Origin of the sequence: Halobellus marinus (assembly GCF_032113415.1) — an archaeon.
GTDB classification, from domain to species: Archaea; Halobacteriota; Halobacteria; order Halobacteriales; family Haloferacaceae; genus Haloquadratum; species Haloquadratum marinus.
The window spans coordinates 2,678,412-2,691,553 of record NZ_CP134946.1; the positions used below are offsets into that span (position 1 = coordinate 2,678,412).

Consider the following 13,142-nt stretch of genomic DNA (forward strand, 5'->3'; position numbering starts at 1 on the left):
CTGCGCGGTGTTTCGTCCCGTGGTCGAAGTCCGAAGCCGTCTCACCCGACTTTAATTTCCGGTGTTCTCGGCCATTCGTCTGGCTTCGTTGTTCCCGGATTCAGGGCCGGTCTACGGCGGCCCCTCCACGCGGTCCGTTTTGATCCCCGTGGAGTGTAACAGGGTCTGTCTCGGGGGGTGTTAAACATATGCGAACGCGCTTCCTCCCCGCCCTGCTCACTTCGCTCGCTGAGGACGGGGCCTCCGCGCTACCGAACGGTGAAAAACGGGGTAGATCGACGGCCCCCGAACCGATGTGGGAGAAGGAAGATACTCTCAGACTGACTGTTGTAGTCTCTTCCCGGTGATCGTCGGTACCGGGTGGCGAACACCGAGAAACAGTTACAACAGTCGTATCAGTCGCGGACGCTCGTCTCGTCGTCCAGATACAGCGGCGAATCTTCGGATGTACACCCGGGACGGCCACAGACGCCGGCGTCGTCGCCGGCGCGCTCGACACCCGGAGCGAGTCGGTGCAGTTCCCACGTCGCTTCGTGCCCGGTCTCCGCGCGGTGCGTTTCGATAAACGATCGCGCCCGCGCAAGTCTGTCGAAGGTTTCCGTCCGCTCGCACTCGGTGCAAGTAACTGTCGCGCGTTGTGCGGCCATTGGTGTCCATTCCCCTGGAACACAAATAACTGCGCGGATCTCGGCGGAACGAGCGGCAATTATTGCGAGAACCGCAACAAGAAATTTACGGCTGGTATAGAAAGAGTAGATATCTAAATAGTCCTATGGACCTCACCGAACGGATCGATCGGCGACGAAGCCGGAGCCAGGAAAACGATCTCATTGTCGACCGCGACGCGTTGAATCCGGCGGTGCATCCCCCCGAACCGGTCGGACGGGAGACGCTCTTCGAGGCGATGCTGGACGCGATCGACCCGCTTTTCGACCGGGCAGTGCCGCCAAACACGTACGTCTGGGGGCCCCCCGGAGCGGGCAAGTCGGCAATCGTTACAGCGCTGATTTCGGCACTGGAATCCGAAATGACCGGGCAACGGCCGTTCTATACGGCCACACGGAGCGGCAGCGACCGCGCCGACGTCCGGTTCGTCTACCTCGACGCGCGGTACGCAAACAGCCGGTTCCGGATCTACCGCGAACTCCTGGATGGGCTGCTCGTCGACACTGTCCCTGAGCGCGGCGTGAGTACAGACGCACTGGAAGAGCGGATTACCTCCGTACTCGGGGCGAGCGAAACCGTCCTCGTCGCCGTCGACCACCTCGGCGAGGCGACGACGACCGAGGTCTCCGAACTGGGGTCGTTCTTCGAACCGTTTGACAACCTCGCCTGGCTGGGCATCGGCCGCGACCCGCCCGAGGAACTGTCGATGCCGCTCCCGGAACAGCAGGTCCACGTCCCCGCGTACACGTACGAACTCGTCGACATCCTCACCGTCAGGGGGTCTCGCGGGCTCTCCCAGACCCTCGATCACGCCCACACCCAGCGGATCGCGGAGTGGGCCGACGGCGACGCCCACGACGCCCTCGCCGCGCTGTTCGTCGCCGCGACGGAAGCGGAAGCCGACGGCGCGACCCGACTTCGGGACGCCCACATCGACGCCGGGATCGAAGCGGTCCCGACCGACGGCGTCTCGATGGGCCAGGTACTGGCGCTCTCTGACAACGAGACACGGGTCCTCGAACAGGTGCTCGATCTCTCAGCCGACGGCGACGAGCGGATCGACGCTGTGGCGGCACGGATCGCCGATCAGACCGACCTGACCGAGGGCACCGTAAAGCGCCTGCTGTACGAACTCGCGCAGTTCGGTGTGCTCGAACGGCGGGCAGTGGCTGTCAGCGGCGCGACGAACGGCCGTCGCCCCAGCGGCGTGGCGCCGAACTTCTCGGCGCGGCTGTTCGCGACGCTGAGAGATCGATGAGTACCGGGACCTACATCGGCGCCCTCGACGGTGGCACGGGCGGAACCCGATTCGTCGTGTTCGACAGCGACGGCGAGCGGATCTCGGAGGCGTTCACTGCCCACGAGCGGCTGACCCCGGCGCCCGATCGCGTCGAGTACGATCCGCTGGCGCTGTGGAGCTGTGCGACCGATGCGATCCGACGGGGGCTCGTGCAGGCGGACATCGACTCCGAGCGGCTCTCCACGCTCGGCATTTCGAGCCAGCGGCAGACCGTGCTGCTGTGGGAGGCCGAGTCCGGAGAGCCCGTCACAAACGCCGTCAGCTGGCGGGATCGACGGACGACCGACCGGGTCGCGGAGTTGGATACTGACGACCGGCGACTGATCAGAGAGCGCACGGGACTCGTCCCCGACGCGTACTTCGCCGCGCCGAACGTCGAGTGGTTGCTGACCCACGGTCCTGAGAGTACTGGGGCCGCTGCCAGTCTGCACGAGCGGGCGGCGGCTGGAGAGGTGCTGCTCGGAACGGTCGACTCGTGGCTTCTGTACAACCTCACGGGCACGCACGCGACAGACGTCACCAACGCGGCCCAGACGATGCTCTTCGACATCTACGACTGCGAGTGGGACGAGGAGTTGCTGGCGCTGTTCGACGTTCCGACGGCCGCGCTCCCGACAGTCCACCCCTCCAGCGATCCGGACGGGTTCGGAACGACCGATCCGGAGGGGATCCTGAATGCGGAAGTCCCCGTGACGGGCGTGATGGGAGACCAGCAGGCATCCCTGCTGGGCCGCGTCGCCTGCGACGAAGCCGACGCGAAGGTCACCTACGGGACGGGGAACTTCTTTCTTCAGAACACGGGGACTGAGCCGGTCGACGCCGAAGGAGAGCTACTGACGACGATCTGGTTCCAGCAGGCCGGCGAGAAGCCCCAGTACGGGCTGGAGGGGCCAGTCTTTGCGACCGGTGCGATCCTGGAGTGGCTCCGGGAGGTCGGTCTCCTCGACGACGCCGCGGGGTTCGACCAGCTTCGCAGGACAGCATCGCCGGGCACAGTCACCCTGGTCCCGGGGTTCGGCGGCCTCGGGGCTCCCGACTGGGTGCCCGAACTCGATGCGGGGATCCTGGGGATACAACGGAACACCGAGGCGGCGGACATCCTCAGAGCGGCCGTCGAGGCGATCGCGTTCGGGACGCGGGCAGTGATCGAGGCGGCCGAACGGGCGAGCGACAGCGAGCACAGCCGGCTGCTCGTCGATGGCGGCGCGATCCAGGACGACAACTTCGCGCAACTGCAGGCGGACCTCATCGACCGACCGCTGATCAGATCGAACGTGACCGGAACCGCCGCCCTGGGTGTCGGCCTGGCGGCTGGCCTGGCGGCGGGTGTGTGGGATTCGATCGACGGAATCGCCCCGCCGCGGTCGAGGAGTCGGACGTTCAGCCCGTCCGGAAGCGCTGAAGAATCCGACGAGGCGTACCGTGAGTGGCGGACGGTCGTCGATTCGATCGCCCGGAGTCGGCACGCGAGGACTGAGCCGTCCGACGGCACGGGCCGATAAGCGTCAGTCCGGATACCCCTATCACCGATCGCACGCGACCTCGAAGCCGGGCCAAGTCCGAACGGAGGATTCGCTGAGTATTTGATATCGAGAAATACGGAGGTTTACCGGAAGCACCCGGTGCATAAATAATCTATATATCAGCGAGCCACGGCGAGATTACCTGTCATCGGCTGAATGATTCGAATATTTCGATCGAAATTCCGTATTCACGAGAGAATTCGACAGATAGTACCCGAAATGATCCACTTTCGCCCACGTCCCGGAACCAGGACCATCCGTAGGGACGGGACGACTTCATTTCACCAAAGAATTTATCACTATTAACAGTCAACTCTTTTATCGTTGGTAGCTATGTCACCGATAGACAAGCCAACGACCCGACGGAAGATTATCGCATCGAGTGGCGCAATTCTGGGCGGAAGCCTGGCAGGTTGTATCAGCAGTAACGGCGGAGGTGGCGACAGCGGCGGCGACAGCGGCGGCGATAGCGGCGGCGACAGTGGCGGTGACAGCGGTGGCGGCGAAACCACGACGAGCGGCGGCGGCGGGGAGACGTACGACGTCGGCTACGGGGACTTCGAGACGACGGTCAGCGCGGAGAACTTCCCCGAGAAGCTGTACGTCTACGCGGTCCAGACCGGGTGGTCGAACTGGGGGGCGATTATGGAAGCGTTCCAGGATGAGTACGGCGTCGCGCTCAACGATGACCAGCGCTCCTCGGGCGAGGCACTGTCCGACCTCCGGGCCAACGCGCAGGATCCGACGCATTCGGCGTACAACGGCGGGTACACCTTCGGCATCCTGGCGATGCGGGACGGCCTGACGCAGGCGTACAAGCCCGCAAACTGGGACAAGGTCCCGGACAACCTCAAGACGGACAACGGCCACATGACCGCGACCCGTCGGATGACGACGACGGTCACGTACCGATCGGACATCTACGAGGAGCGGGGCATCGAGCCGCCGGAGACGTGGGAGGACCTCAAGAACCCCGACATCGCGCAGGATCTCGTGTTCCAGCCGCCCCAGGCGGCGGTCGGTCTCGCGGGCGCGCTGTCGATCAACAACGCCTACGGCGGGTCGCTCGACGACATCCAACCCGTCATCGACTACTTCAACGAACTGCAGGAGATGGGTGCGACGTTCCGGGGCAACCTCGAGGGCGACTTCACCGCCGGGAACATCGGCACCTTCGTCGAGTACGACTACACGGGGCTGGACCTCAAGTACAACTCCGACGCGATCGCCGAGGACAAGGTCGGCGTGCGGCTCCTGACCGGTCCGAACGGTGAGAAGGGCGCGCTCAACCAGCCGTACGGCTACGGGATGCTCAAGGGCGCGCCGAACCCCGAGGCGTGCAAGCTCTTCATGGACTACGTCCTCTCCCTGGAGGGCCAGCGGAAGTTCCTCGACGCGTACGTGCGTCCGATCCGCGCGTCAGAACTGGAGATGCCCGACGAGTTCCCGCCGCAGAGCCGGTACGAGGAGACGCAGTTCACGGTCGACTACGGAAAGCTCGTCGACAACCAGGAATCGATCATCGAAGGAATCGGCGAGGGCGTGGGACTGACGGGCTACTGAAACGATGGCGACGAGTGATCGTTGGGCGCTCCTCGGACGGCTCCGAGCCGGGACGGCCCGGCTCGTGACGCCCGTCACGGAGACCGACAGGAAGCGACGTCGTATCACAGTATTGACTATCCCGTTCCTCATCTTGGCGATATTCGGTGCGTTCGTCCCCCTCGCGGTGATGGTCCGGATGAGCGTCTCCGAGTCGAACTTCGCTCTGCAGGGGTTCCAGCTTAGGAGTTACGAGGTCCTGTTCACGTCGATGATCGCGTACCTCCCCGGGGTGGGGGCCGGGATGGACGTGAACCCGGTGTACGGGCTCGTCGTCTGGAACTCCCTCTGGTTCGGTGCGCTGACGACGGTCGTGAGCGTAATCTTCGGCATCGGCATCGCACACGGGCTCGAAAAGTACGACCTGCCGCGGGAGGGGCTGTTGGTGACGCTCATCTCGTTCCCGATCAGCCTCCCCGGCATCGTCGCCGCGTTCATGATCATCGTGTGGTTCAGCCAGACGGGTATCCTCACGAACTTCTTCGCGTGGCTTTCCGGCGCAAACCCCGTCACGATCGCACTGACGGGACAGCCGTCTGGATCGCTCCTCGCGATTGCGGGGCTGTTCCTCGGGTACCTCTACTCGATGATCCCGCGAGCGACGTTCCTGCTCCGCGGGAGCTATGCGGAGGTCAACACCGACGCTGAGGAGGCAGCGCGGGCACTCGGCGCCACCCCACTTGAGACGTTCCGATACGTCACGCTCCCGCAGGTCCGACCGGGGATCGTGGGCGCGCTGATCCTCACCTTCCGGACGGCGCTGGCCATCTTCGGCACGGTGCTCGTCCTGAAGGCCCTCTCAGTCATCACGTTCCGGTTCGATCAGGAGATCCAGGTCGGGTTCAACCTCGCGAACGCCTCCGCGCTCGCGACGGTGTTCTTCGTCTTCACGCTCCTGTTCACGTTCCTCGGGCTGCGTTACAGCAGCGCGGAGGTGACAGGATGAGCAACGAACGTTCCATCCAGACCGGGACGGTTCCCGAACGGAATCCGGGCAGGTTCGGTCGCCTCTCGGCGGCGTTCGGTCGTCGGATCGTCACCGCCGTCATCGCGCTGACAGTGGTGTTCCTCATTGCGCCGGTCCTCATCACGGTGATCGCCTCGTTCGCCGCCGAGTGGACCGGCGTGATCCCGACCGGCTTTTTCACGCTCGAACACTGGCGACACGTGCTCGGGTTGGCTGAGGTCGTCGGCGCGGAACGCGCGCTCGGGACCGCGTCCTTCAGTGCGCTGGGATATACGATCACGGTCCCGTTCCTGTCGCTCGTCTTCAGCGTTATGCTCGCGCTCGGGGGCGTCGTGATCAATCTCATCGTCGGAATTCCGATCGCCTACGCCGTAACCCGGTACGACTTCTTCGGACGGGGCTGGGTCAACACGTTCGCAGTCCTGCCCATCGTGCCGGGGGTCATCCTCGGGATCGCGTTCCTCAGAACGTATCCCAACCTTCCGAGTGCGATCTCGCTGGTCATCGGGTACTCGCTTTTGAAGGTCCCGTATATGGTCCTCGCGGTTCAGTCGTCGTTCGAGTCGATGGACCTCCGCCAACTCGAAGAGAGCGCCCGGTCGCTTGGGGCGTCGTGGCCGCGGACCTTCTTCACGATCATCATCCCGAACGCGAAAACGGGTATCATCGCGGGGTCCATCGTCTGCTGGACGCTTGCGGCCGCAGAGTTCAACTTCACGTATATGGTGTACTCCCGCGGTCCGCGCCCGTTCTCGATCTTCCTGTACAACAACATCACCAACAGTCCGATCCTGCAGACGGCCGCCGCGGTCTCGATTTACTTCCTGATCGTGGCCGGCGTGACGATGCTGCTGCAGGCGACCGGACAGCGCGGCTTCTCTGTCGGAGGTGCTCGATAGATGGGTGAAACTGTTCAACTCCGGAATATCACGAAGCAGTTCGACGAGACGGTCGCCGTCGACGATATCTCGTTGACGGTCGAAGCGGGCGAAACCCTCGGTATCGTGGGCCCGTCGGGATGCGGAAAGACGACGACGCTCAGGACCATCGCCGGGTTCGAGACGCCCACCGAAGGGGAGGTCCTCTTCGGAGACGAACCGGTCACGAACGTGCCGCCCGAACAGCGCAACGTCGGCCTCGTCTTCCAGTCGTACGCACTGTTCGACAATATGACCGTCCAGCAGAACATCGAGTTCGGACTGAAGATGCGCGACGTCCCGTCGGACGAACGGGACCGGCGCGCGACAGAGATACTCGAGATGCTGGACATCGGCGAACTGGCCGACCGGGACCCGACGACGCTCTCGGGCGGCCAACAGCAACGGGTCGGACTCGCCCGTGCGCTGGCGATCGAGCCCCGGATCCTGCTGCTCGACGAACCGATGACCGGGCTGGATGCGCAGTTGAAGAACCGCCTCCAGCGGGAGATCGGAAGTCTGCTCGAGGATCTGGACGTCACGGCCCTCTACGTCACGCACGACCAAGAGGAGGCGATGGTGATGTGCGACCGGATCGCGGTGATGAACGAGGGAATCGTCGAACAGGTGGGCGAACCAAAGGAGGTGTACGCCGAACCCGCCAACGCGTTCGTCGCCGATTTCATCGGCGCATCGAATCTGCTCTCGGGCACTATCGAGAACGGTCGCTTCGACCTCGGGTACGGAACGATCGACGTCGGACGGACTGATCTGCGGGGAGAAGTCACCGCGACGATTCGCCCGGAGGCCTTCGAGGTAGCCGATTCGGGTCCGTTCGAGGCGACGGTAGAGGAGACGTTCTACCTCGGCGAGCACGTGCAGGTGATGGCGACACTCCCGGACGGTGAGTCGATCACGCTACATCTCGACCCTCGGGAATCCTACCCCGCGGGCGAGACGATCACGTTGGCCGTCGATCCGGCGGACATCCACTTCATCAAGGAGTCCTGACCCGCTGAAACGGAACCTACCATCGTTCGAGAGCTGCTCAAAAGAGGACTGAGAGATCTTTACCAACACTACCCGTATTGGTGATAATATTTAAGTCCGAATCCCGAGTACGTCTACCGGAGGAATGAGCGATATGAATCTTGAAGAAGCCCTTGATTCGGCGGAAAGTCCCACGGAGTTCCTGCGAGGGAATAGTGGCCGCCATCCCTACCCGGTCCCCGAAGAACACACGAACTGGATCGAAGAAGTCCGGAGTTGGCGGGAGACCTGCAGCCTCTCGGATCTCTCTCATCACCAGAAGGATCTCTACGTGGAGGGCCCCGAGGCGCTTGACGTCTTCGCGGATCTGGGCGTCAACGACTTCACGAACTTCGAGCCGGGACAGGCCAAGCAGTTCGTCGCCTGCAATCCGAACGGCTACCTGATCGGCGACGCGATCCTGTTTTACCTGGACGAAAACCGACTGAAGCTGACCGGGACGCCGGTGTCACCGAACTGGGTCGAGTACAACCTCGAAACCGGCGAGTACGACGCGACATCGACGGCCGACGAGCGGTACCACGACAAGGACGAGCCACACCGGACGTTCCGGTACCAGTTGCAGGGGCCGAACGCACTGGACGTGATGAAAGCCGCCGTCGAGGGGCCGCTCCCGGAGATTCCGTTCTTCAACTTCGACGAGGTGACCATCGCGGGCGTGGACGTCCGGGCGCTGAAGCACTCGATGGCGTCGAACGCCGGCTTCGAGATCTGGGGCCCCTGGGAGGAAGGCGAGGCAGTCCGGAATGCACTCCTCGAAGCGGGCGAACCCCACGGCCTCAGACAGCTCGGCGAGAAGAGTTACAAGGCACAGGGGCAGGAAAAAGGGTGGATCGCTCGCCCGCTGCCGGCGATCTACGGCGACGAGATGGCCGAGTACCGGGAGTGGCTGGACGCCGACACCTACGAGGCGATCAGCACGCTCGGCGGGAGTTTCTACTCCGAGGACATCTCCGAGTACTACCTGAATCCGATCGAACTCGGCTACGAGCGCTTCATCGACTTCGATCACGACTTCGTCGGCAAGGAGGCGGTGGAGACGATGGTCGACGAGCAACAGCGGGAGAAGGTGACGCTCGTGTGGGACGACGAGGACGTGCTCGACCTGTTCAGGTCGCTCTTGAGCGAGGGAGAGACGTACAAATACTTCGATCTCTCGATGCCGTACTGGGCGGTCTTCCACTACGACGAGGTGCTCGACGGCGACGAGACCGTCGGCCTCGCGAAGTACTTCGGCTACACCTACAACGAGCGGTCGGTGCTGTCCCTGGCGCTCGTCGATCAGGAGTACAGCGAACCCGGCACGGAGGTGACGCTCGTCTGGGGCGAAGAGGGCGGCAACTCCCCCAATCCGAAGGTCGAATCACACACACAGACAGAGATCACGGCAACCGTCGCACCAAACCCGTACGTCGACGCCGAAAGATAGGGGCTGAGAGACCAATGAGAGAACGCACTGCTCGTTTACTGAACGGTTGGACAGTATCGGTAACTGGAGCGGCGTCGGAACTCCACAGGCGCGGCGACGATCGGTGTGGGTCGGGAGTGATCCACCGCCGCCAGTCGGGATCGGAACCACGTCAGATCCGGTGTGTGAGATGAACGAGACATACGAGGCAGCCATCCTGGACCTGGACGGGACGGTCTATCTCGGCGACGGCCTCGTTCCCGGCGCCGACGAGAGCGTTCAGTGGCTCCGCGATCGTGGAACGGAGGTGCTGTTTCTCACCAACAAGGCGATCGCCCGTCGACTGGATTACAGCGAGAAACTGACGGCGCTGGGCATCGAGACCACGGAGAGCGACGTCATCAACTCGGGATGGGTGACAGCCCAGTACCTCAAGGAGAAACATCCCACCGCAGAGGCGTTCGTCGTCGGGGAGACGCCGTTGCTCGAAGAGTTTCACGATGCAGGAGTCTCGGCGACTACCGAAAGTCCTGGAGATCTCGTCGTGGCCTCGATGGATCGACAGTTCGACTATGAGGCCCTCGAACTTGCGATGGAGACGCTAAATGGTGGGGCGCCGTTCGTCGCGACCAACCCGGATCGGACTTGCCCGGTCGAGGGCGGGGCGATTCCGGACGCTGCGGGGATGATCGGCGCCATCGAGGGCGTTACCGGCCAGACCGTCGACGAGATCCTCGGGAAACCGTCGCCGACGATGGTCGAAACTGCGCTCGACAAGGTCGGTGTGGAACCGGAATCGTGTCTGATGATCGGCGACCGTATCGAGACCGACATCAAGATGGGAGAACGAGCCGGGATGACGACGGTGCTCGTGTTGTCTGGGGTGACAGACCGAAAAATCCTCCAGGAATCGGAGATATCCCCGGATTACGTCATCGAATCGCTGGCCGAACTCGGAGGACGAATAGGATGACCGCAGGCCCAGAAAAAGCAGACACGCCGTCTGCAGACCAACAAAAAGCAGGGACGCCGGCTGCAGACCAACAAAAAGCAGGGACGCCGTTTACAGGCCTCTCAAATCCAGCTGTGCCGGCTGCAGGCCTCTCGAGATCCGATCGGATGGCCGCAACCCCGTCGAAACATCACGGGTGCGACGGATGTTAGCCATCGCACACCGCGGGTGTATGGACGATTATCCGGAGAACACCGAGGCGGCGTTTCGGGCAGTCGCCCCCAAGGCAGACATCGTCGAGTGTGACGTACAGCGGTGTCGGTCCGGGGAACTCGTCGTGTTTCACGACGAGACCGTAGAGCGGGTAACCGACGGAAGCGGCCGAGTCGACGAGAGGGACTGGAGCCGCCTCCGTGAACTGGACGTCCACGGGTCCGGGGAGCGTATCCCGCTTTTGGATGAGGTCCTTCGGGCGGTGCCAGCCGATACGGGCATCACAGTCGAACTCAAGGCGGAGGGTATCGCATCGGAAGTCGTCGAGCGTGTCCGGACCGTCGAAAACGAGGTGATCGTCTCCTCGTTCTACTGGGAGGAACTCCGCCGGAGCGAGGCGGCGGGAGCGTCGTCCCTGGCCGTCCTCTGTCACGAGGACCCCGACGGGGCACTCTCGGTGGCAGACGAACTCGACGCCGACTACATCCACCCGCCAAAAGAGCTGTGTATCGAGTCCGATATCGTCGAGCGTGCACACGACCGCGGGGTCAAAGTCAACGTCTGGACCGGCGAGACGCCGGAAGACATCGTCGAACTCCGGGAGGCAGGCGTCGATGGGATCAGCGTGAACAAGGTAGCGCTTCTCGAACGGATAACAGGCCGTTGAACCGAACTCCGGTGAGTTTTCAGTCGAATACGGTCAGGTGGCCGTCTCCTCCGTCAGGACCTCCTTGACGACGCCCGGATCTTCCAGCAGCTGGTGTTTGGTGTAACTCCCCTCGGCGCTCCCGCCGCTGTGTTTCGACTGTTCGATGATATCTAGGAAGGCGTGTTCCTTCAGGAGGTCTCGGACCCGACGCAACGAGAGCGTATCCGAGCCCTGCCCCTCGCAGATGTTCTCGTAGACCTCGTAGACCCGACTCGTCCGGAATCCCTCCTGTCGGTCGCTCGACAGGGAGAGAATCGCAAGCGCCTGGAGCACGTACCGGGAGTGAGGTGTCGACCCGCGGATCAGTTCCCGGAAGCGGTCGGTCTCCGCGCGCTCGCGGGCCTGGGTAACGAACTCCTCGCGGACGGTGCGAGCGCCCTCGGATTGGGCGATCTCGCCGGCGTATCGGAGGATGTCGATCGCTTTCCGGGCGTCCCCGTGCTCCCGCGCAGCGAGTGCCGCCGCCCGTGGAATTGTCGAGGGTTCGAGGATGCCGTCGCGGAAGGCGTCCGACCGGGCCTCCATAATGTTCCTGAGTTGGTTCGCGTCGTACGGCGGGAAGACAAACTCCCGTTCACAGAGGCTCGATTTGACCCGTTCGTCCATCCGATCTTTGTACTGGATCTTGTTGCTGATCCCGAGCACTCCGAGTTTGCAGTCGTCGATCTTCCCGGCCTCGCCCGCCCGTGACAGTTGCATCAGGATGTCGTCGTCGGAGAGTTTGTCAATCTCGTCCAGGAGAATCAGGACGACATCGTACTGCGCATCGAGAATGCGCCAGAGTCGCTTGTAGTACGTCGAGGTGCTGAGTCCCTTGTCGGGAACTTTGATTTCGGTGACGTCTGGTTCGTTGACGCTGTCGGCGATGGTCTGGACCGCCTGCGTCTCGGTGGTGTCCTGCGCGCAGTCGACGTAGGCGAAGGTGGCCTCGACGTCCTCTTCGCGGGCCGTCTCGACCAGCCGCTGGGAAACGTACTTCGCACACAGGGACTTGCCCGTTCCCGTCTTCCCGTAGATGAGGACGTTGCTGGGGCTCTGCCCGAATATCGCGGGGTTTACTGCCGCGGCGAGGTCGGCGATTTCGTCGTCGCGGCCGACGATGCGTCTCTCCCCGGGGAGGTGGTTGATTTCGAGGAGTTCCTTGTTGGCGAAGATGGGATCCTCCCGGGTGAAGAGATCGTCGCTCGTGTTCGACATACTGCAGGACACCGGGTTTCCGGTGAAATACGTTGTCATTCTGGGAGGGGATCGGGCGAATGTGGTCCGGTTGGCGGACGGAAATCACACCGTCGACACACACACCGTGTTTCCGGTGAACAGGAAGAGAAGAGAGATAGGCGGAGATGAAGCGGGGGTTTCGATTCACCGGAAAGTCGGTGTGTGAACGAACGCGCGCTTCAATGAAGCTGGAGGCAGAGATCTGAGCACCGAATACGGCGTCATACCAGCGTAGAATACGGCGTCATACCGGCGTAGAATACGGCGTCATACCGGCGTAGAATACGGCGTCATACCGGCGTAGAATACGGCGTCATACCGGCGCCGAAAAGGGTGTCATACCGGCGCCGAAAAGGGTGTCATACCGAGTCCAAGGGATTTGGAAGTTTCGCCTGCGCCGCTATGAACCGATGACTCTGTCTTCGAGAACCGTCTTAATGGACTATACCAAACTATAGGATAAATATGTTGCTATTTGAAGGTCAGAATACCGCCGTGAAGGGAACTTTATTGTAGCGTTTGCAACTGATTACTCATCCAATCGCACGACACTGTGCGATCGTGTGAGCGACGACTTGCAGACGCTACTATAGATCGGCCGCGAAGGCAACTCCAGA

At 62.7% G+C, this 13,142-nt stretch carries 11 protein-coding genes; 9 read left to right on the plus strand and 2 right to left on the minus strand.

The window, feature by feature from the left end; translation table 11 throughout:
- Positions 1-395: 395 nt before the first annotated feature.
- Positions 396-647 carry a DUF7542 family protein gene (locus RJT37_RS13330; protein WP_313685183.1) on the minus strand — a complete coding sequence of 84 codons (252 nt, stop codon included), beginning with the start codon at positions 645-647 and terminating at the stop codon, positions 396-398.
- Between the two features lie 125 nt (positions 648-772).
- Here RJT37_RS13330 and RJT37_RS13335 point away from each other — a divergent pair, with 125 nt between their 5' ends.
- The 9 genes from RJT37_RS13335 (at position 773) to RJT37_RS13375 (ending at position 11,265) form a co-directional block, all read left to right on the plus strand.
- Positions 773-1,924 (plus strand): Cdc6/Cdc18 family protein, encoded by a 1,152-nt coding sequence (locus RJT37_RS13335; protein WP_313685185.1) that lies wholly within the window; start codon positions 773-775, stop codon positions 1,922-1,924.
- On the plus strand, positions 1,921-3,468 hold the full coding sequence (locus tag RJT37_RS13340) for an FGGY family carbohydrate kinase (protein ID WP_313685186.1): 1,548 nt from the start codon (positions 1,921-1,923) through the stop codon (positions 3,466-3,468). The genes RJT37_RS13335 and RJT37_RS13340 overlap by 4 nt, the downstream gene beginning before the upstream one ends.
- Before the next feature lie 354 nt (positions 3,469-3,822).
- Positions 3,823-5,052: an extracellular solute-binding protein gene (locus RJT37_RS13345; RefSeq protein ID WP_313685187.1), complete on the plus strand. Its 1,230-nt coding sequence runs from the start codon at positions 3,823-3,825 to the stop codon at positions 5,050-5,052.
- A gap of 4 nt (positions 5,053-5,056) precedes the next feature.
- The gene (locus RJT37_RS13350) at positions 5,057-6,037 is read left to right on the plus strand and encodes an ABC transporter permease (RefSeq protein ID WP_313685188.1); all 981 of its coding nucleotides are present in this window, start codon (positions 5,057-5,059) and stop codon (positions 6,035-6,037) included.
- Complete coding sequence (locus RJT37_RS13355) at positions 6,034-6,957, plus strand: ABC transporter permease (RefSeq protein ID WP_313685190.1); 924 nt, start codon at positions 6,034-6,036, stop codon at positions 6,955-6,957. Before RJT37_RS13350 ends, RJT37_RS13355 begins: the two co-directional genes overlap by 4 nt.
- Positions 6,958-7,986, plus strand: a complete 1,029-nt coding sequence (locus RJT37_RS13360) for an ABC transporter ATP-binding protein (RefSeq protein WP_313685192.1) — start codon at positions 6,958-6,960, stop codon at positions 7,984-7,986. It begins immediately after the preceding gene.
- A gap of 133 nt (positions 7,987-8,119) precedes the next feature.
- Positions 8,120-9,454 carry a hypothetical protein gene (locus RJT37_RS13365; RefSeq protein WP_313685194.1) on the plus strand — a complete coding sequence of 445 codons (1,335 nt, stop codon included), beginning with the start codon at positions 8,120-8,122 and terminating at the stop codon, positions 9,452-9,454.
- Between the two features lie 169 nt (positions 9,455-9,623).
- Positions 9,624-10,406 (plus strand): HAD-IIA family hydrolase, encoded by a 783-nt coding sequence (locus RJT37_RS13370; RefSeq protein WP_313685196.1) that lies wholly within the window; start codon positions 9,624-9,626, stop codon positions 10,404-10,406.
- 184 nt (positions 10,407-10,590) lie between these two features.
- Positions 10,591-11,265, plus strand: coding sequence for a glycerophosphodiester phosphodiesterase (locus tag RJT37_RS13375; protein WP_313685198.1), 675 nt, complete (start codon positions 10,591-10,593; stop codon positions 11,263-11,265).
- Positions 11,266-11,298: 33 nt separating this feature from the next.
- On the opposite strand, the gene RJT37_RS13380 is transcribed toward RJT37_RS13375, so the two are convergent.
- Positions 11,299-12,504, minus strand: coding sequence for a Cdc6/Cdc18 family protein (locus RJT37_RS13380; RefSeq protein WP_313685200.1), 1,206 nt, complete (start codon positions 12,502-12,504; stop codon positions 11,299-11,301).
- Between the last annotated feature and the right edge of the window lie 638 nt (positions 12,505-13,142).